The organism is Thermotoga sp. SG1 (assembly GCF_002865985.1).
Classification (GTDB): domain Bacteria; phylum Thermotogota; class Thermotogae; order Thermotogales; family Thermotogaceae; genus Thermotoga.
Genome location: NZ_LNDD01000003.1, coordinates 32,820 through 52,671, shown reverse-complemented (window position 1 = coordinate 52,671; position 19,852 = coordinate 32,820). Strand labels below are relative to the sequence as shown.

General features: G+C 46.7%; 16 protein-coding genes. 15 read left to right on the top strand and 1 reads right to left on the bottom strand.

Annotated features, from left to right (window positions below; genetic code table 11):
- The first annotated feature begins 1 nt into the window (after nucleotide 1).
- The 15 genes from AS006_RS03115 (at nucleotide 2) to AS006_RS03045 (ending at nucleotide 14,737) form a co-directional block, all read left to right on the top strand.
- Nucleotides 2-1,297, top strand: a complete 1,296-nt coding sequence (locus tag AS006_RS03115) for a nicotinate phosphoribosyltransferase (protein ID WP_101512918.1) — start codon at nucleotides 2-4, stop codon at nucleotides 1,295-1,297.
- Nucleotides 1,298-1,310: 13 nt separating this feature from the next.
- Nucleotides 1,311-2,192, top strand: coding sequence for a pyridoxal 5'-phosphate synthase lyase subunit PdxS (gene pdxS / locus AS006_RS03110; protein ID WP_038066381.1), 882 nt, complete (start codon nucleotides 1,311-1,313; stop codon nucleotides 2,190-2,192).
- A gap of 3 nt (nucleotides 2,193-2,195) precedes the next feature.
- The gene (gene pdxT / locus AS006_RS03105; RefSeq protein WP_101512917.1) at nucleotides 2,196-2,762 is read left to right on the top strand and encodes a pyridoxal 5'-phosphate synthase glutaminase subunit PdxT; all 567 of its coding nucleotides are present in this window, start codon (nucleotides 2,196-2,198) and stop codon (nucleotides 2,760-2,762) included.
- A 1-nt stretch (nucleotide 2,763) separates the two neighbouring features.
- Nucleotides 2,764-3,393 carry a diguanylate cyclase gene (locus AS006_RS03100; protein WP_101512916.1) on the top strand — a complete coding sequence of 210 codons (630 nt, stop codon included), beginning with the start codon at nucleotides 2,764-2,766 and terminating at the stop codon, nucleotides 3,391-3,393.
- The gene (locus AS006_RS03095; protein WP_101512915.1) at nucleotides 3,390-4,424 is read left to right on the top strand and encodes a lysylphosphatidylglycerol synthase transmembrane domain-containing protein; all 1,035 of its coding nucleotides are present in this window, start codon (nucleotides 3,390-3,392) and stop codon (nucleotides 4,422-4,424) included. Before AS006_RS03100 ends, AS006_RS03095 begins: the two co-directional genes overlap by 4 nt.
- Entirely contained in the window at nucleotides 4,421-5,038 is a 618-nt protein-coding gene (locus AS006_RS03090) for a TIGR03936 family radical SAM-associated protein (RefSeq protein ID WP_101512914.1), read from the top strand. Before AS006_RS03095 ends, AS006_RS03090 begins: the two co-directional genes overlap by 4 nt.
- The gene (locus tag AS006_RS03085; RefSeq protein ID WP_101512913.1) at nucleotides 5,013-5,381 is read left to right on the top strand and encodes a response regulator; all 369 of its coding nucleotides are present in this window, start codon (nucleotides 5,013-5,015) and stop codon (nucleotides 5,379-5,381) included. Before AS006_RS03090 ends, AS006_RS03085 begins: the two co-directional genes overlap by 26 nt.
- Nucleotides 5,374-6,705 carry a PP2C family protein-serine/threonine phosphatase gene (locus AS006_RS03080; RefSeq protein WP_101512912.1) on the top strand — a complete coding sequence of 444 codons (1,332 nt, stop codon included), beginning with the start codon at nucleotides 5,374-5,376 and terminating at the stop codon, nucleotides 6,703-6,705. Before AS006_RS03085 ends, AS006_RS03080 begins: the two co-directional genes overlap by 8 nt.
- Nucleotides 6,705-7,466, top strand: coding sequence for a YebC/PmpR family DNA-binding transcriptional regulator (locus tag AS006_RS03075; protein WP_199167328.1), 762 nt, complete (start codon nucleotides 6,705-6,707; stop codon nucleotides 7,464-7,466). Before AS006_RS03080 ends, AS006_RS03075 begins: the two co-directional genes overlap by 1 nt.
- A 92-nt stretch (nucleotides 7,467-7,558) precedes the next feature.
- Nucleotides 7,559-8,185: a hypothetical protein gene (locus AS006_RS03070; RefSeq protein WP_233185614.1), complete on the top strand. Its 627-nt coding sequence runs from the start codon at nucleotides 7,559-7,561 to the stop codon at nucleotides 8,183-8,185.
- Nucleotides 8,127-8,975, top strand: coding sequence for a protein-glutamate O-methyltransferase CheR (locus AS006_RS03065; RefSeq protein WP_101512909.1), 849 nt, complete (start codon nucleotides 8,127-8,129; stop codon nucleotides 8,973-8,975). Before AS006_RS03070 ends, AS006_RS03065 begins: the two co-directional genes overlap by 59 nt.
- The gene (gene lspA, locus AS006_RS09565) at nucleotides 8,976-9,536 is read left to right on the top strand and encodes a signal peptidase II (protein ID WP_101512908.1); all 561 of its coding nucleotides are present in this window, start codon (nucleotides 8,976-8,978) and stop codon (nucleotides 9,534-9,536) included.
- A complete protein-coding gene (locus AS006_RS03055; protein ID WP_233185645.1) occupies nucleotides 9,448-10,329 on the top strand; it encodes an RluA family pseudouridine synthase in 882 nt (293 codons plus the stop codon). Before lspA ends, AS006_RS03055 begins: the two co-directional genes overlap by 89 nt.
- A complete protein-coding gene (locus AS006_RS03050) occupies nucleotides 10,326-12,821 on the top strand; it encodes a DNA polymerase III subunit alpha (RefSeq protein WP_101512906.1) in 2,496 nt (831 codons plus the stop codon). The genes AS006_RS03055 and AS006_RS03050 overlap by 4 nt, the downstream gene beginning before the upstream one ends.
- A 71-nt stretch (nucleotides 12,822-12,892) precedes the next feature.
- Complete coding sequence (locus tag AS006_RS03045) at nucleotides 12,893-14,737, top strand: ABC transporter substrate-binding protein (RefSeq protein ID WP_101512905.1); 1,845 nt, start codon at nucleotides 12,893-12,895, stop codon at nucleotides 14,735-14,737.
- A 35-nt stretch (nucleotides 14,738-14,772) separates the two neighbouring features.
- On the opposite strand, the gene rpoC is transcribed toward AS006_RS03045, so the two are convergent.
- The gene (rpoC, locus tag AS006_RS03040) at nucleotides 14,773-19,845 is read right to left on the bottom strand and encodes a DNA-directed RNA polymerase subunit beta' (RefSeq protein WP_101512904.1); all 5,073 of its coding nucleotides are present in this window, start codon (nucleotides 19,843-19,845) and stop codon (nucleotides 14,773-14,775) included.
- Nucleotides 19,846-19,852 lie beyond the last annotated feature (7 nt).

Genomic DNA, 19,852 nt, shown 5'->3' with positions numbered 1-19,852 from the left:
GGTGAAAAGACTCAGTCCAGAGGTTTTCAAGGTCCCCATCGATCGAATCAGAAACGGCTATTACTCGGATATATACTTCATGAACTACGTGAAGGTCTTAAAGAGAGACAACCACCACCCACGGGTGTACTACCAGTTCTTTCCAAGAAAGGATGCTACTATCTGTGGTATAGATGAGGCTCTCGCCATCTTGAAGTTCTGCACAGGATACTACAAGGATGAAGGCAGAGCAAGGGAGCTCTTCGAAGAGATACTCAGAATAGACCGAGAAATGCAGGCAGCTTCGGTTGAAATGGACGTTCAAAAGATCGTTGAACTCACCCGAAAAAAGTGGGATCTCAGGCTCAAACTGAACGATCTGTGGGTGGACAAATGGGATGAAATAGAAGTGCACGCCCTCTACGATGGAGAAGAAGCAAAAGAGGGAGAGCCGATCATGACGATAGAGGGAGATCCAACTTACTTTGGATATCTTGAGACGGTTCTTCTCGGTGTGATCGCAAGAGCCACCAGCACAGCAACGGCTGTCAAAAAGGTGGTAAAAGCTGCCAGAGGAAAACCCATCCTCTTCTTCAGCGCTCGCTTCGATCACTACTGGGTTCAGGCAACAGATGGATACGCCGCTCTCAAAGCGGGGGCTTTTGGCGTCTCGACGGATGCGAACGCAGATTACTGGGGAGTAAAATCCATGGGAACGATGCCCCACGCACTGATCGCATGTTACAACGGAAAAACAGAAGATGCCGCCATCGCTTTTGATAAACACATGGAAGAAGATGTGAACAGAATTATTCTAGTGGACTGGGATAATGACGTGATTGGAACGACCTTTCGAGTGATAAAGGCGTTTTACGAGTACGTGATGAAAAAGCCGTTCAAACTGGGAGTTACGGATCCATCACCGATCATAGGTTCTGGAAAGAACAAGATCTGGGGAGTGAGGTTCGACACGTCGGGTAATCTGAGAGATAGATCGGTGGTTCCAAAGGATGAGTCTTCCTTTGGAGTGTGTCCGGAACTTGTCTGGAGGGCAAGACAGGAGTTCGATAAAGTAGGCCTTAAAGATCTAAAGATTGTTGTTTCGGGTGGTTTCGATGAAAAGAAAATAGATCTTTTCGAAAGGCTGGGAGTTCCCGCGGACGCCTACGGTGTTGGTTCACGCCTTCTGAGAGAGAAGGTGGACATCACGGCAGACATCGTGGAAGTGAACGGAAAACCCTGCGCCAAAGTGGGAAGGTACAAGATAGAAAATCCAAGACTCAAGAAAGTGGAAAAGAGGTACTGGGAAGAAAAATGAGGAGGTGAGCAGAATGGAAATCAAAAAGGGAACATGGATAATAAAGAAAGGTTTTGCGGAGATGTTCAAAGGTGGCGTCATCATGGATGTCACCACTGCCGAGCAGGCGAAGATAGCAGAGGAAGCAGGAGCGGTCGCTGTCATGGCACTTGAGAGAGTGCCAGCAGACATCAGAAAAGAGGGCGGAGTTGCAAGGATGGCCAGCATCGCAAAGATCAGAGAGATCATGGAAGCAGTTTCCATCCCTGTCATGGCGAAGGTGAGAATCGGACACATCGCAGAGGCAAAGATCCTTGAGGAACTCGGAGTGGACTTCATCGATGAATCCGAGGTTCTCACACCTGCCGATGACAGGTTCCACATAAACAAACACGAGTTCAAAGTCCCGTTCGTCTGTGGTGCAAGGGACCTGGGAGAGGCACTGAGAAGAATAGCAGAAGGTGCTGCAATGATCAGAACGAAAGGAGAAGCGGGAACTGGTAATGTCGTAGAGGCGGTCAAACACATGAGAAGGATGATGGAACAGATAAAACAAGTAACGAAAATGGAAGACGAAGAACTCGTCGCCTACGGAAAAGAAATAGGTGCTCCCGTAGAACTTCTGAGGGAAGTAAAAAGACTCGGAAGACTTCCCGTTGTGAACTTTGCAGCGGGAGGTGTGGCAACACCGGCAGATGCTGCTCTCATGATGATGCTTGGAGCAGATGGTGTTTTTGTCGGATCTGGAATTTTTAAATCGAAGGATCCCAGAAAGATGGCAAAGGCGATGGTTCTTGCTGTGACCTACTGGGACAACCCGAAGATACTCCTCAAGATCTCTGAGGACATAGGAGAGCCTATGAGAGGTCTCGACGTGGAAGAACTCGAAGTGAGAATGCAGGAGAGAGGGTGGTAAGGGATGAAAATCGGTGTCCTTGGGGTTCAGGGAGATGTTAGAGAACATGTTGAAGCACTGCATAAACTCGGTGTCGAAACGCTGATTGTAAAGCTTCCAGAGCATCTTGACATGGTCGATGGGTTGATACTTCCAGGTGGAGAGTCCACCACCATGATTCGTATTCTGAAAGAGATGAACATGGACGAAAAGCTGGTGGAGAAGATAAACGATGGTCTTCCCGTCTTTGCAACGTGTGCTGGAGTGATACTTCTTGCAAGACGCATCAACAATTACAAACAGGAAAAACTAGGTGTTCTGGACGTCACCGTGGAAAGAAACGCATACGGAAGACAGGTGGAGAGTTTCGAAACCTTCATCGAAATACCTGCGATAGGGAAAGACCCGTTCAGGGCGATCTTCATAAGAGCACCAAAGATCGTGGAAACTGGTCAGAGCGTGGAAATCCTCGCATACCACGAAGGTGACCCTGTTCTTGTGAAAGAAGGAAAGATTCTGGCAAGCACGTTCCATCCTGAACTCACCGACGATCTAAGACTTCACAGATACTTCCTGGAGACGGTGAAATGATATGAAGGTCAGGATCGAACTGGAAGACGAAACACTCAGAAGAAGACTTGAAAAAATCGTTCAGGAAGCAGGATTTCTGATAAACGAAGCGGCCGATCTGATCGTCACCGACAAGACGAAAAACAATGAAAAACAAACAGTTCTGATTGCAAGATCTCTTCCAGACGAAATTCCGGAGAACGTTCTGGATGTGATCGATCCTGATCTTCCAGATTTTCTTCTGAGAAAAAGCTTTGAGATGATAAAGACGTATTTGAAGTTTCCACGGGGTATTCTCAGCTACCTCGAAGAAGAGTTTGAAAAAGCCAAAAGATACGATTTCCCTCTCTCGGCTATATACTTGTTCTTTGAAGACGAGAAAACAGCAGAGCGCGTCTATGAGAGTATTCAGGAGATTTTAAGGTCGTCTGACAGGATCGATTTTGTGAGAAAGAACGAACTGATGATTGTCCTTCCAGGAACCGCAAAAGAGGGAGCTGAGCGACTCCTCAAAAGGCTGAAACGGAAACTTCTCAGGCTCGACTGGACAAAACAAACCTTCTTCGAGTACGGGATAGCACAGGTTGAAGACTGGATGGAAACCGTTGATGATCTGTTCGCGTCTTTAGAGATTTCCATGAGGAGGTTGTGAGGAATCTGAGTAAAAAAGAGTGGGTAAACATCATCCTTGCACTGGTGTTGGGTTTTGTTGCGGTTTTTTTCATATTCAAAGGAATCGATCCCAGAGAATTCTTTGAATACTTCCGCCCACAATCACTGCTTCACATTCTTCTTCTGTGTGGGATATTTCTTTTTTCTATACTGATAGACTCTGCGAGGATGAAATGGCTGTTTTCTTTTGTGTGGAGGAAACACCTTACACTCTACGATGCCTTTTTCAACAACTACATGAGTTTTCTTTTCAGTATGCTCACTCCCTTTTATTTCGGTGGACAGGTCTTTCAAACGTACCATCTTTCAAAGCTCGGCTTTGAGTCTGAACACAACGTCAATGTGATCCTCTCGAGATTTGTGGAATACCTCATCTCCATCTCAATTCTCTCTGTGATTGGACTCTGGAGGTACAGAGATCTTTTTTTGTCAGGAACACTGATGGCACCGAAGTTGATCTTTTTTGCCTATCTTGTGAGCGTGTCTTTCATTGGAATTGTGATACTCGCACTCATTCATCCTCCTTTCATCGCCCATTTGTTCGGTTTGCTGAAAAGATCAAGATGGATGGATTCGGTGATAAAAAAATTCACAAAGAAAGAAGACTGGGACAGTCGTTTTTTGAAATGGACCCATGATCTGAAAGAGAGCGTAAAAATCCTCTGGAAGAGTGGTTTCATGATACTTGACTTTCCTCTCACATTGCTTTCACTTCTCGTTCAAAGTCTTGTCTTCTATCTTGCGATTCGATTCAACTTTGGAAACATCGGCTTTATCGATGCAACAGGACTTCTCTTCTTTCTCAGTATGGTTGTGTTCTACGTACCGACACCGGGGGCAAGTGGCGGTGTGGAAGCCGTCTACCAGATCGTCTTCAGCAAGATACTTGGATCAGCTGGCAAGACCCTCGCATCGGTATTGACTTGGAGACTGTCCACCTATTACTTCCCCATATTCATAGGTCTTCTCTTCCTGGTATTCTACAGATACCCAGAGGAAGTGAAAAAGTGAAGGTCGTTCTCAGATTCAAAAAGAGAGGAATGAAAAGGTTTCTGTCCACCCTCGAATCCATAAAACTTGTGGAACGCTCTCTCAGGCGTGCCGATCTTCCCTTAGTGTTCACCGAGGGGTTTCATCCAAAACCGAAGATGAGCCTTCTCGATGCCATGCCAGTTGGAGTGGTGAATCTTGCGTTCTACGTGGAAGTACATCTGAAAGATCTTTCAAAAAAACATCTGAAAGATCTCGAAAACACTCTTCCAGAAGACTTCTCCCTTTCAGGTGCGTGGATATGTGAAGAAAACATAAACAAACTCGTCAAGTTCTATCGTTTCAAACTCATCACACCGTATTTTATAGATCTTCAGAACAAAAAAGTTGAAAAGAAGGGAAAGGAGATCCTCTTCAAAGAAAGCGTGGTCGATTTTGAAACTTTCAGGGCAAAAGATTACTACATTTTCAGGTATACTCAAAGGAGGGAAAAGCTTCTAAATCCTCTGCTTCTTGTCGAAAAAGATTCGTTTTTCGTTGCAATATGTGAAGAAACACTCACCAAAGACGGTGAAGATCTTTCCTCTTTCCTTGAGAGGAGGGGAACGTGTGTCAAAGAAGGTTCTCCTGGTTGATGACTCTGCTGTTTTAAGAAAGATCGTATCCTTCAACCTGAAAAAAGCAGGCTGCGAAGTCATAGAGGCCGAAAACGGTCAGATAGCACTTGAAAAACTCTCTGAGTTCATACCAGATCTTATAGTGCTCGACATCATGATGCCGGTAATGGATGGCTTCACTGTCTTGAAGAAACTTCAGGAAAAGGAAGAGTGGAAAAAGATCCCGGTTATCGTTCTCACGGCAAAGGGCGGCGAAGACGACGAAACGATTGCTCTTTCTCTTGGAGCAAAGAAGGTCATGAGAAAGCCCTTCAGTCCTTCCCAGTTCATCGAGGAGGTGAAGCGCCTGTTAAATGAATGAAAAGGAAATCTGCAGAAAGATCTCCGAGATACTCGGAATCGATTACGACTGTTCAAAGGATATCGATGAACTTCTGAAGATTCTAGAATACGAAATAAATGAGTACAAAAAGAGCCTGGAAGAGCAGACCATTTTCATGGAAGCCCAGCTCGAAGAGCTTTCTCGCTCTTACGAAGAAATATCAACGCTCCTTGAGATATCTGAGATATTCGGTGGGTTTGAGTTTCCAATGAACCTTCGTGAAAAACTGGAAAAAGTTATACCACTTCTCAAGAAAGTGGTGAGGTTCAAAGACTACATCGTCCGTGTCGAAGATATAAACATAGGAAACCTGAGTTACGAGGAAGTGGAGCAAGAGATAGAAAACAGGGAGAAAACAGTTCTGATAGAACCCGGTGAGTCACAGAGATTTTCAAACCTTCTGTTTGTTCCCATAATCGGCAACAGATACTACGGATACATGTGCTTCTCTGGAAAAGAAGAAGGAATCGTGTTCACCGCAAGCGACAGGAGGATAACAGAGCTCACATCGAGATACATAGCAAACGCACTGGACAGAATGGAGTTTCTGCAGAAAGAGATCGAACGTCAAAGACTGGAAGAACAGATGGAAATTGCAAGACGGATACAGTCCGAACTTCTTCCACGAGAACTTCCACGAACAAGATTCATCGATATAGCAGCCTGCTCTTACCCAGCAATTCAAGTAGGTGGTGACTACTACGATGTCTTCGCCGGTGATGGAAAGGTTCTTGCCGTCATGGGAGATGTTGCCGGAAAGAGTGTTCCAGCTGCTCTTCTTATGAGTGCTGTGAGGAGTTACTTGAGAGTTTTGAACACGTTATATTCTGATCTGGAAAAGCTAGTGAATCACTTGAACAGTATACTCTGTGAAGATCTTTCGAACGATCGTTTTGTGACGATGGTTTTCCTGGAGATTTTCCAGAACGGAACGTTGAACCTAGTGAATGCTGGACACAACCCTGTTTACTTTCTTCGTAATGGAGAAATGGTGAAACTCGAAGCTACGGCGATACCGATCGGCATATCTGAGTGGAACTACAGGAAACACACTATTCAATTGGAACCAAACACCTTCATAGTGGTCTACACCGATGGAGTAACCGAAGCAAGAAATATCCTCAATGAAGAGTACGGCTACGAAAGGCTCGAAAAAACACTCAGAGAGTACGCTGGAGACAGTACTGAAGAACTTCTTTTCAGTCTCACAAAGGATGTGGAAGAATTTTCAAAGGGTGTCCCCCAGCACGATGACATGACGATCATGGTGCTAAAATATAAAGGACAGCAGGAGGTGGAATGATGTCGGGTCACAACAAGTGGGCCAACATAAAGCACAGGAAGATGGCCCAGGATGCGAAGAGATCGAAGATCTTCACAAAACTGATCAGAGAGATCATAGTTGCAGCGAGGGAAGGAGGAGGAAACCCTGAGACGAACCCGAGGTTGAGGGCAGCAATCGAAAGGGCAAGAGCCGAAAACATGCCCAAAGAGAACATCGAAAGAGCCATAAAGAGAGGTACAGGAGAACTCGAAGGTGTGGATTACCAGGAAATAGTTTACGAAGGTTATGCCCCTGGAGGTGTGGCCGTCTACATCAGGGCTCTCACGGATAACAAAAACAGAACCGCACAAGAGCTGAGACATCTGTTCAGCAAGCACGGCGGAAGTCTTGCAGAGAGTGGATCCGTCAGCTGGATATTCGAAAGGAAAGGAGTCATTGAGATCGCAAAGGACAGAGTGAAAGACCTGGAAGAACTCATGATGCTGGCCATCGATGCCGGAGCGGAGGATATAAAAGACACCGAAGACCCCATTCAGATAATCACGGCTCCGGAGGATCTCTCCGAGGTGAAAAGACAGCTGGAAGAAGCCGGCTACGAAGTGGATGCCAAAGTCACTTTTATACCGAAGAACACGGTGAGAGTCACCGGAAAAGACGCTGAAAAGGTGTTGGAACTCCTCAACGCACTGGAAGACATGGACGATGTACAGGAAGTGTACTCGAACTTCGAAATGGACGACAAGGAAATGGAGGAGATACTTTCCAGGCTGGAAGGCTGACGATTCTTTTTCTCTTATTACCTGCTCTTCTCTTTTCTGGATTCTTCGAAATTGGAGTGGGCTACAGCGAAACGCCCACAGTGGGTTTTATTTTGTCACCAGAGTTGAAGACGGATTTCTTCGAGGGAATGTTTCGGTTCGACTTTTTTGTCAGTTTCCAGGAAGGAGAGCCATCGCTTCTCCTTCCTGTTTTTGACAATCCCGTGTACTTCAGATTTGGTGTGGAAGATTTTTCTCTTGAGTACCACACCCCAGTGTTTTTGAAAGCGAGTTTCGTTCGTTTTAAAAAGACCTGGAACGCACAACTTGGGTTTGTAGGTGCGATGTGGAACGGAGAGGAAATTTTCGCCTACACAGAGACACCACTGGACTTTGCCATATCAACCGGGGGCGACTACTACCTTGGGATGAAGACAAATCTTTTCGATCTGAGCGTGGAACCCTTCATTGAAAATGGAAAACCGGGTGTCTGGATAGGTTCTGGCGATTTAAGTGTGGGTGTGTCAAACTGGATCGGCTTGATTTTCAGGCGCGAAAAGATGATCTTTCGTGTCATCTACAGCGAAAAACTGAAACTTGGATTTGCCTTCATCAGTGAAAATGGCTGGGTCTTTATCGATGAAAACCATGTGGAAGCTTGCTGGAGGGTGGGAAAGGTACATGTCGGAGGAAAGATCGGAAAGGAAGATTGGTCCATTCAGTTTACCATCGAATTTTGAATGGAAGGAATTTCCTCAGGAAGAATTCGAGTGGTTTGTAAAAGAGGTGGAAAAGAGGTTCGGGCTGAACCTCTCTTCTTACAAACCACAGAGGGTAAAACGTAGAACAGAACTTCTATTGAGAAAGTACAATGTGGACTACAGAAAATATCTGGAAATGCTCGTTCAGAGTAAAAAGCATCTGGACGAATTTCTTGACAAGATGACGATAAACGTAACGGAATTTTTTAGAAATCCAGAAAAGTGGTGGGAACTCAGAAACGACGTGATTCCATTGATTTCCCAGAACACCCTGAGAATGAGATTCTGGAGCGCAGGATGTTCCTCCGGGGAAGAACCTTACTCTCTTGCTATACTCGTTCATGAACTGAAACTTTCTCACAAGGCATGGATACTGGCAACGGATATAGATATCGGTGTTTTGAGAAAAGCCCGGGAGGGTATCTACGAAGAAAGATCGCTTGTAAGTACTCCTCAGGAGTATGTGGAGAAATACTTCGAAAGGCTTCCAGATGGAAGGTACAGGATCAAAGACTTTGTGAAGAAGACGGTGGAGTTCAGAAGACACGATCTTTTGAAGGATCCCTTTGAAAAGAACCTGGATCTCATAGTGTGTCGAAACGTGGTCATATACTTCGAACCGGAAGCAAAGAACGAACTCTACAGAAAATTCGCCGAGTCACTCAAGGTGGGTGGATTCCTGTTCGTTGGAAACACCGAAAGAATCTTCAACTACAAAGAGCTGGGATTTGAAATCTATAGGCCATTCATCTACAGAAAGGTGAAGTAGATGAGCTTCGTGATCGTTTTGACACTGGTTCTGGATCAGCTCACAAAAAAGATAGCGAGCGCTCTTCACGGGACTTTTTATCTTGTTCCAGGTTTTTTGAAATTCGTCAAAGCCACAAACAGAGGAATCGCTCTGGGGCTGTTCAGCAGTCTTTCAGAACAGGTTTTGTGGATCATTCTTCTCGTAGTGGTAGCACTCTCTCTTTTCCCATATATATTCAAGTTCAACAGGCTCGAAAGGATTGCCATGGGATTCATTCTGGGAGGTGCTTTGGGAAATCTTCTCGATCGAATCAGATTCGGTTACGTCCTTGATTTTCTGAACCTTGTCTTTCTCCCAACGATCTTCAACCTCGCAGACGTGTTCATAATAGTGGGCGGTGGATTGATGATCCTCGGTGCCTTCAGAGGTGTGAGCGATGAGAAGCTGGAGAGTGGAAAAAAGGGAAGAAGGCTGGAGACTCGATCAGTTTCTGAAAGAGAAGACTCCATCGTGGATATCCAGGTCGATGATACAGAAGGCGATAAAGGAAGGAAAGGTGAGGGTCAACGGCCAGATTAAAAAGCCAAGTTACAAACTCAAAGAGGGAGAAATCGTGGAGGTGGAACTTCCGGAGGAGCCAAAGGAACCAACCGTTCAGCCTGAAAAGATAGATTTGAAGATATTGTACGAGGACAGAGACATCATCGTGATAGATAAACCTGGTGACATGATCGTACATCCTGTTCCTTCCAAACTCAGCGGAACTCTCGTCAACGCTATCCTCTATCATTGCTCTGATCTTCAGGGAGTTGGGGGAAAGCTGAGACCGGGAATAGTTCATCGGCTCGACAAGGAAACATCAGGTGTTATCGTGGTTGCCAAAAACGATCTTGCCCATCAGAACCTCTCCAGGCAGTTCAAAGATCGCAAGGTGAAGAAAACTTACATCCTTCTTGCAAAGGGACGTATCAAAGAAGACGAGGGAACCGTGGAACTTCCACTCGCAAGACATCCTGTTTTGAGAGTGAAGATGACCGTGAGCGAAGGTGGAAAAGAAGCGGTCACACACTACAGAGTTCTCAAAAGATTAAATGACGTCGCCACTCTCGTTCTTGCCTTCCCTCAGACGGGAAGAACACACCAAATCAGGGTTCACATGAAAAGTCTCGGACATCCCATAATGGGTGACAAGATATACGGAAAGTACAAAGAAGACGAGATGTTCGGGATAAAAAGGCAGATGCTTCATGCCCTGAAACTTGGATTCTTTCACCCTCGAACGGGTGAGTGGATGGAGTTTGTTTCACCAATTCCGGAAGATTTCAAGGAGGCCATCAGGAAAATAGCAGCGTACGTGAGGGAAAGAACATGATACCCTGGATCATATCACCCTATTCATTCGACGGTTCCGTGGTCAGATTCGAAAAACTGATCTCTGTGCTAAAAAAAAGAGGCTTGAAATCTGTTCTTCTTGCCGACAGAAACTTCCATGCCGCTGTGAAGTTCAACACCATCATGAGAGAGCACGGGTTGATACCCGTCCACGGTCTGTGGTGGAAGGACAGGGTCTTCATTGCACGAAACAGAAAAGAGTACGATCTTCTGGTGAGGTTCTACAACGGAGAAAAGATCGATATAAGTGAACTTCCAAGTTTCAAGACAGAAGAACTGGTTCCTGTAAGGTACCTCGAAGTTGAAGAGAAAGCGGCCAGCCTCTTTATGAGAAAGATCTTCGGTTTGGATGAAGATATCCACGGCTTTCCAGAAAAGTGTGAAGATGTCTTTGAGATCGTGAAGGCTAAGCCCTACGACCTCAAGGTCGAACAAAAGTTCCCCGATCCTCCAGAAGACTGGTACAGAAATCTCAGAGAAAGAGCTTCGAAAATGGGAAAAGAATACCTGGAGCGTCTGGAAAAGGAACTCGAAACGATAGAGAAAAAGGGATTTTCTTCCTACATTTACCTGGTAGAGGAAATCGTGAAAACAGCAAGAAAACTCGGTATAAAGGTGGGACCTGGAAGAGGGAGTGCTGTTGGATCTCTGGTTGTTTTTCTCTGTGGGATAACGGAGATCGATCCACTGAAGTACGATCTTTTGTTCGAGAGGTTCATAAACGAAGAAAGAGTGGAGTCTCCCGACATCGACGTGGACGTGGAGGACAGAAGAAGGAAGGAACTGCTCAAAGAGCTTTCGAAGAGATTTTACGTCTATCAGGTTTCCACCTTCGGAAATCTGGCTGAGAAATCTCTGAAAAACCTCATCGGTTCAACTTCTCGGAGAATGTATGAAATCCTCTACGGTCTTCCGCACCATCCAAGTGTTCATGCAGCAGGTGTTGTGATCTCTGAACGTCCTCTTCTGATCCCCTTCAGACTGGAAGAAGGGATTCCCGTAACAGACTATGACATGTACGACCTGGACAGGATAGGAGTTGTGAAGATAGACATCCTGGGATTGAAAACCCTGTCTTTTGTGAAAGATTTCAACAGAAAGACTTTTGATTACTCAGATGAAAAAACATACCACATCATATCGAAAGGAAAAACGCTGGGGGTTTTCCAGTTGGAAGGTCTTCAGGCAAGAAGGCTCTGCAGAAAGATTTCCCCTGGCAATCTTGAAGAACTCTCCGTACTCCTTGCACTCAACAGGCCGGGGCCTTTGAAATCTGGTATCGACAGCATGTACGCATCTTCAAAGAACGTGCCTGAGTCTCTGAAAAAACTCTTCCCGGAAACAAGAGGTGTTGTGATCTACCAGGAGCAAATCATGCACCTTGCCATGATTGCAGGTCTTTCCGGTGCCGAAGCGGACGTTCTGAGAAGAGCGATCGCAAAGAAGGAAAAAGAAAAGATGGAACCTCTCCTGGAAAAATTGAGAAAAGGGCTTGTTGAAAAAGGTGTGGAGGACGTGGAACTCATTCTGAAGATTCTGCTGAACTTTTCATCATATGCCTTTAACAAATCTCACAGTATTGCCTACGCGCGTCTGTCGTTTCAGACGGCCTATCTGAAGGCTCATTTCTTCGAAGAGTTCTTCAAGAGGTACTTCGAGTACAACATTGGAAATTCAGAGAAGATGTTCCTCGCGGTTCAGGAGCTACGGAGCGAAGGATACGAAGTGCTCCCTCCAAATGTGAACGTTTCCGGGAAATATCCTGTATTTCGTGAAAACAGAGTTTACCTGCCCCTCACGGCTGTGAAAGGCGTGGGAGAATCGATGGTTGAAGAGATAGAGAAAAGCCGGCCCATAGACAGTGTTCGAAAACTTCAGGAGGTGAAAGGAATCCCAAGGAACGTACTGGAAAACATGATATCGGCTGGTGCCTTCGATGAACTGTACGAAAGCAGAGCTCAGGCTTTTGAAGAACTCAACAGGAAAGTGGATAGTGATATCCTGAAGATCCGGGAACTGTTCGGTGAAAAGATAGAACAAAAATCAGAGGTGAAACCGGCTGATCTGTGCGAACTCGAAGAAAAGAGTCTGGGATTTCCCCTGACACCTCAAAAGGATGTTCCAACGGGACTCTTTGGTAGCATAGCGGATGTTTTCACCTACGGTAGAGTCCTTCCGGTTCTGGTAAAGAAGATCTCAGAGAATGTGATAACAGATGGTGTTTCCGTCTGTCGTGTGAAAGAGAAGATTCCGGAAGGACTGCACCTTGCTCTTCTTTTACCACTTCACCGCATCTTGAAAGTGTGGTCTTTCAATGAAAACACAAGGTTCGTCTACAGGGTGAACCACCCCGTAAAACTCGAAAAGGCCGGAAAATACGAGATCACAGAGATTCTGAAAGATGGCCAGTTGAAACGATACGAAGGTTATCGACCTTCTAGTGATGAATATCGATACAGGATTTTGAGGTGAACACACCCTTTTAGTATGCTATAATTCAAATATAGTAAGGATAACCACATTTTAGGAAAGGGGGTTCGTGTATGCGAAAGTTGCTTGCGGTCCTTTTAGCGGTGGTTGCCGTCGTGGCATGGGCTGCGGTGAAGAATCCCGACACCATCATCGACGTCACCATCGGAGAACCTGACACTCTCGACCCACACTACGCGTACGACACAGCCAGCGGTGAGGTCATCTACAACGTCTACGAGAACTTGATTGCCTACAAAGGTGAAAGCCTCACCGAGTTTGAACCGCGTCTTGCAGAAAAGTGGGAGATACTGGACGATGGGAAGACCTACAAGTTTTACATCAGAAAGGGCGTGAAGTTCCACGAAGGTGGAGATCTCACACCCGAAGACGTGGAATACAGCTTCGAAAGAGGTCTCATCTTCGATCCAACGGCTGGTCCCATGTGGATGCTCTGGGAAGCGCTCTTTGGAGTTGATTCTCTCGAAACCTTCGTCGAGGAAAAGATTGGGAAGTCTTACAGTGAACTCTTCGATGAAAACGGAGAACCACTTCCAGAGTACAGGGACGCCCTGATAAAGATCTACACGGACTACATCGACCCCGCCATCGAAGTTGAAGGTGACGCCGTTGTGTTCCACCTTGTGAGGCCCTTTGCACCCTTCATGTACATACTCGCCCAGAGCGCCAGCTGGAGTGCTGTACTCGATAAAGAATGGAGTATAGAGATAGGATGTTGGGATGGAAAAGCTGATGGATGGTGGAAATACCACGATATAAGAAAAGAAGACTCTCCACTCTATGCAAGGATGAACGGAACAGGACCGTTCAGGTTCGTGGAATGGGACAGAACGCAGCAGAAGGTCATCCTCGAAAGAAACGACAACTACTGGAGAGAACCTGCAAAGGTCCAGAGAGTCATCATCTGGGGAATCGACGAGTGGAGCACGAGAAGAGAGATGCTCCTTCAGGGAGACGCAGATATCTGTGCTGTTCCAACGCAGTACCTCGAGCAGGTGGAAGGAAAACCCGGTATCACCGTGATAAAGGGCCTTCCTGAACTTGCTGTCACTTCCCTTCACTTCGCATGGAATGTGCCCGAAAATAGCAAGTACATAGGCTCTGGAAAACTCGATGGAAACGGAATACCACCCGACTTCTTCAGCGATGTGAACGTGAGAAAGGCCTTCATTTACGCCTTCGACTACGACACCTTTATAAATGAAGTTCTGAAGGGCCTTGGTAGAAAGATACCAACAGATCTTCCTGAGGGGCTTCTTGGCTTCAACGAAGAACTCCTCAACGATCCGAACGCTCCTCGCTTCGACATCGTGAAGGCAACGGAGTACTTCAAAAAGGCATGGAACGGTGAAGTCTGGAAGAAAGGATTCAAACTCACAATACTCTACAACACGGGTAACGAAGTGCGAAGAGTAGCCGCGGAGATGCTGAAATCCTATATAGAAACGATCAACCCGAAATTCAAAGTCGAAGTAAGGGGTGTTCAGTGGCCAACGTACCTTGACGCGACCAAGAGAGGAGAAGTACCCGTCTTCATCATAGGATGGCTTGCGGACTATCCAGATCCTCACAACTTCATATTCACCTACTATCACAGTGCCGGTGTGTACTCCGGAAGACAGGGTGAAAACTTCAGAAAATTCGTCTCCACACCGCATCCTGATCTTGGCGGAAGAAGCCTCGACGAACTCATAGAAGAAGCCATCGCAAAGACAGATCCCGCCGAAAGACAGGCTCTCTATGAACAGATTCAGAGATTTGCCATGAAGTACGCCCTCGGTATGCCTCTCTATCAGCCGCTCGGCGTGAGGGTCCAGAGAAGCTGGGTCAAGGGATGGTACCACAATCCGATGAGACCAGGAGACGACTACTACATCCTCTGGAAATCAGAAGAATAAATAAAAAGGGGCTCCGTTCGGAGCCCCTTCTTTTTTTATGCGAGTTTCTCTTCTGCTGCCGCCCTTGGTGTCTCCTCCACTTGGATGCCTGCGAATACGTCCAGTCCAGTCCCAGCGGGTATGAGCTGTCCAACGATCACGTTCTCTTTCAAACCGATGAGAGGATCCACTTTTCCTTCTATCGCCGCTGCCGTCAGGACCCAGGCGGTTTCTTCGAACGCTGCCGCACTGAGCCATCCAGGATAGTTCAAAGCAGCTTTCTTGAGCGAAAGGAGTCTTCTCTTGTATTTTATTGGCTCTTTTGGAAGGATCTGGTATGTTACCACTCTGTCTTTTTCGACGACGTCGATTTCCTTTATGCCCGCCTCTATGAACTTCTTCAGAAGTTCTTCTGTCACCTCTTCTCCTTTCTGTGCAAGTTCCACGAGTTCACCCTCGTCCGTTTCGGTGATGACTCTCTTTGCGAGTGTTTTTCCGATAACCCACTTTCTGTTCTCCTCAACCCTGGCGTTACCTTCCAGTATCTCTCTGTTCGTTCTCTTTATGTCCACAAGTGGTACCAGCTGATCCGGTAGATAATCGCTGTCACCTGGATCGATAACGAGGGCCATACTGAGCATCTGCCTGAAGATGATCTCGAAGTGTTTATCGTGTATGCTGACACCCTGCTGCACGTAGGCGTTCTTTATGATCTTCAAGAGATTCATGGCTGTAAGGACACCCTTTTCCGACTCAAGTTCGAGCAGTTTCCACCACACGATGGCACCGGTTGTCAGCGTGTCACCCCTCAGAACCTTCTGACCCTTTTTGACCTTCACTTTCGCTCTCTTGGGTATCCTGTAAGCGTGGATTCCACCGGCGTAGTCTTCTATGTAGATAACCGTCCTTCCCGTTTCATCGGTCGTGATGTCCTTTACGAATCCATCTACTTCACAAAGAATCGCTTCAGATCCGTAGTACTTTCTGATCTCTTTCTTGCCGCCGCTTTTTTCTTCTCTCAGGAAAGCGTAAGGTTCAAAGGTCTTCTCCACCGTCGTGAGACCACTCACTATGTCACTGGCACCCATGACTCCTCCGACGTGGAACGTTCTCATGGTGAGCTGTGTTCCCGGTTCCCCTATGGATTGTGCTGCGACAATTCCCACCGCCTCACCGACGTTCACTATCTTGTGATTGGAAAGGTCCATTCCGTAACATGCAGCACACACTCCGTATTCGGATTCACACGTGAGAGGAGATCTCACAACGATATCAGGCCGCACCAGAACCTTTTCAACACCGTTTTCTTCGAGAAGTTTTGCCACCACTTCGTTTATGACTTCCTGGTAGACGAGAAGTTCTCTTTCTCCTTTCTTGTCATAAAGAGGTTGTTCGTCGGCGTAGACCGTTCCAACAACCGGGTACATCTTCACCTTTATTCTGTACTTTCCTTCGTTCCTGGCAGCTTTCACCACGTCCCAGGTGAGTTCGGTTCCTTCTTCGTAGTCTCCAACAGGTTCTGCGATCTCCGTGTACATGTTCGGAAGCGAAAGTTCGGTTATGTCTATTTCATCGTATTTCACAACATCAACCATCTTCTTGTAAGAGGCAAGGAAGTTGGCGTCGTCGTCTGTGAGCATCGTGTTTCTCGTGTATTCCTTCCCCGTTTCGGGGTTCTTCAGAACTTCCTTCGTCTCTGGATCAAGTACATCGTTTGCAAGCACCCTTCCGAAGAGGAACTCGTTCATTTTCTCCACAACCGTACCATCCTTTATCAGATCCATGGCTCTGATTCCTTCGTGTGTGCCACAATCGGGTTCTGTCACTGTGACGCTCTGTGCCACGTCCACCAGACGCCTTGTCAGGTACCCGGCAAAGGACGTGTTCATGGCAGTGTCGACCTGACCCTTCCTTGCACCGTAGGTGGATATGAAGAACTGGAGGATGTCAACCCCTTCCCTGAGGTTCTTGTCAACCGGGTAATCGAAGGTGAGTGCTTCGTGTATCGCCTGACCTTTGAAGATTTTCGACTTTATCTCCCTCGACCTTGGATCGTATGCTTTGATCATCAATCCCCTGATACCTGCAAGCTGTTTCACCTGATCGATGTTACCCCTCGCACCGGAGTTCACCATCATGTAGATGGGATTGAATGGATCTTCCGCGAGGGTCCTGGAGGTGAGCTCTGTGATTTCTTCTGTGACGTTCATCCAGAGCCTTATGATCTCGCTCTTTCTCTGTTCTTCCGTCAGGAAACCTCTTTCGTAGTTTTCTTCGATGATTCTTACTTTTTCCCAGGTCCTCTTCAGGATCTCGTCACGTTCTGGTGGTATTTTCAAATCCTTGAGTGAAAGCGTAAGACCAGATACTGTTGCGTAGTGGAAGCCGAGATCCTTTACATCGTCGAGAAGATCTGCCGCCCTGTCTATACCGTATCTCTTGAAGGTTTCATAAACGAGGGCGTTTATCTGTTTCTTGTCGAATATTCTGCTGTAGTCTCTCAAATCTTCCGGAAGAATATTGTTGAAGATGACCCTTCCAAGGGTTGTCTTTATTCTCCTTTCTTCTCCTTTTATGTTGACCTTTATGAGAATCGGTGTGTGAAGTTTTATGTATCCGAGGTGATACGCCAACATTGCCTCTTCAGGTGAAGAGAACCTCCACCTGATGTCTTCTTCCTTCAAAGAGTCGAAGTCTTTTCCGACCGTTGTGAGGTAGTAAGACCCGATGATGATATCCTGTGTTGGAAGAGAAATTGGTTTTCCGTGCGCCGGTGAGATTATGTTGTACCTTGAGAGCATGAGGAACCTTGCCTCAGCCTGTGCAGCGGCTGAGAGTGGTACATGAACGGCCATCTGGTCACCGTCGAAGTCCGCGTTGAACGGTGGACAGACCACCGGATGAAGTTGTATGGCGTTTCCTTCCACCAGTTTTGGTTCGAACGCCTGTATGGACATTCTGTGAAGCGTGGGAGCCCTGTTGAGAAGAACCACGCTACCCTTTATCACCTCTTCGAGAACTTCCCATGCCTCGGGCATTTCTTTTTCTATGATCGCCTTCTTGACCTTCCTCATCGTTTTGCTGGTGCTACCCTCTCCCAGAAGCTTTGCCAGAACAAACGGTTTGAAGAGCTCCATCGCCATCTTCTTTGGTATACCACACTGGTGGATCTTCAGATGTGGACCAACAACGATGACCGCCCTTCCAGAATAATCCACCCTTTTTCCAAGAAGATTCCTTCTGAATCTCCCTTTCTTTCCTTTCAGAAGGTCGGTGAGAGATTTCAATGGTCTTCCATTCCTGTCTTTCAGAACAGCTCTTCGGCTCCTTTTGCCTTCAGAATCGGATCCGTTGTGTATGAGGGCGTCAACCGCTTCCTGTAGCATTCTCTTTTCGTTCCTCAGAATGATCTCAGGTGCACCAAGTTCCAGTAACTTCTTGAGCCTGTTGTTTCGGTTGATCAACCTTCTGTAAAGCTCGTTGAGGTCCGTTGTAGCAAACCTTCCTCCCTCGATCTGGATCATAGGTCTGAGATCTGGAGGAATCACAGGTACAACTTCGAGTACCATCCACTCGGGTTTGTTGCCTGATTTGATGAAGTCCTTTACCATCTTCAGTCTTCTTCTCAACTTCATCGCCTTCGAACTGGAAGCGGGCAATTTCTTGAGCTCAGCCTCAAGTTCTGCTCTCAACTCTTCCAGATCCAGATTCTGAAGCAGTTTCTTTATCGCCTGGGCACCGGCATCCGCCACTATTTTCTCTGGATAGATCTGAAGGTACGCTTCGTACTCGTTCTCGGTGATGATATCTCCCATCTTCAGACCCGTCTCTTTCGAGACCTCGGGATCTATATCCGTTATAACCACAATTGGCCTGTCGTTTTCCGTTCTTTCTTCTACATCGAACATGGTTGGATAGTGCGATTCAAATATCTTGTACTCTGTGGAGGAGAGGTATTCTTCCTCGAAAAGGAACCTGTCAGCCAGGTGATCTCCTTTCTTCACCTGGTCGCCGTTGTTCACGTAAACAAGGGCTCCTTCGAAAACGGGATACTTCCTTTCTTCTATCACCTGTTCGATGTACACGTTGCCAGACGAGAGAACCTCAAAGTTTCCATCTTCCAGTGCCCTCACGTTGAGGTTGGAACCAAATTTCACTCTTCCGGATATACTCGCCTTGACCGCCGGGAGGGTGGTGGAAGTGGTGAGCTGGTCACCTTTTTTCACCTTCTGACCGTTTGAGACGAGCACCCTTGCTCCGTACGGTACGGTGAACACAACGGGTTGATCCTTGCTCGTTGTGAGGGGCTTCACCGTGATCGTGTTCGAAACCTCATCGATTTCCACGTGTCCGTCAAAAGGAGCATACATGGGATCGACGTTCATCTCTTTGGTTAGATCTTGACCCTTTTCCACTTCCTGTCCATCTTTCACCGTGATTATCATGCCTGGAAGGACCGTGTGTTCTGCTCTGTTCACGTTTCTTACTATGATCCATGTGATTTCTCTTCCGGTGACGGTTTTTTCTGTTCTCAAAATTACTTCGCCGTCTATGTCTGAGAGAACAGGAGATCTGGGATTTTTCACAATGAACGCCTGCTCGACCTCAAAGTCCCACTTCTTTCTGTAGATCCTGTATTCGGTTTCATAGATGATATCGCCCTGTGCAAAGGGTGTATCCTTTGGATCGGTGACGATGAACGCCCTCTCTATCACACGGCGGCTTCCATAGTAGATGATGTTCTCAAGGTCAGAGACGTTCATGTTCAAAAGAGTTCCAAGGACACTCGGAATGCTTTCCAGATACCAGATATGCACTGCGGGTGCTGCCAGTTCTATGTGACCCATTCTCTTTCTTCTGGCCTCTCTGGATTCAACCCTGACACCACACCTTTCACAGACGGTTCCTTCGTACTTCTTTCCCTTGTACTTTCCACAAGCACACTCGTAATCCTTCACAGGACCGAAGATCCTCTCGCAAAAGAGTCCGTCGCGCTCGGGCTTGAACGTTCTGTAGTTTATAGTTTCCGGCTTCTTCACCTCTCCACCGGACCAACTTCTTATCACATCCGGGGAGGCTATCTTTATCTGTATTGCCTTTATTTTCCTCTTGAAAGTAGACATGGGCATCCTATCA

Coding starts and splice junctions, on each gene's coding strand:
- pdxS (WP_038066381.1), top strand. CDS start 1,311: ATGGAAATCAAAAAGGGAACATGGATAATAAAGAAAGGTTTTGCGGAG.
- pdxT (WP_101512917.1), top strand. CDS start 2,196: ATGAAAATCGGTGTCCTTGGGGTTCAGGGAGATGTTAGAGAACATGTT.
- AS006_RS03100 (WP_101512916.1), top strand. CDS start 2,764: ATGAAGGTCAGGATCGAACTGGAAGACGAAACACTCAGAAGAAGACTT.
- AS006_RS03080 (WP_101512912.1), top strand. CDS start 5,374: ATGAATGAAAAGGAAATCTGCAGAAAGATCTCCGAGATACTCGGAATC.
- AS006_RS03075 (WP_199167328.1), top strand. CDS start 6,705: ATGTCGGGTCACAACAAGTGGGCCAACATAAAGCACAGGAAGATGGCC.
- AS006_RS03065 (WP_101512909.1), top strand. CDS start 8,127: ATGTCGGAGGAAAGATCGGAAAGGAAGATTGGTCCATTCAGTTTACCA.
- lspA (WP_101512908.1), top strand. CDS start 8,976: ATGAGCTTCGTGATCGTTTTGACACTGGTTCTGGATCAGCTCACAAAA.
- AS006_RS03050 (WP_101512906.1), top strand. CDS start 10,326: ATGATACCCTGGATCATATCACCCTATTCATTCGACGGTTCCGTGGTC.
- AS006_RS03045 (WP_101512905.1), top strand. CDS start 12,893: ATGCGAAAGTTGCTTGCGGTCCTTTTAGCGGTGGTTGCCGTCGTGGCA.
- rpoC (WP_101512904.1), bottom strand. CDS start 19,845: ATGCCCATGTCTACTTTCAAGAGGAAAATAAAGGCAATACAGATAAAG.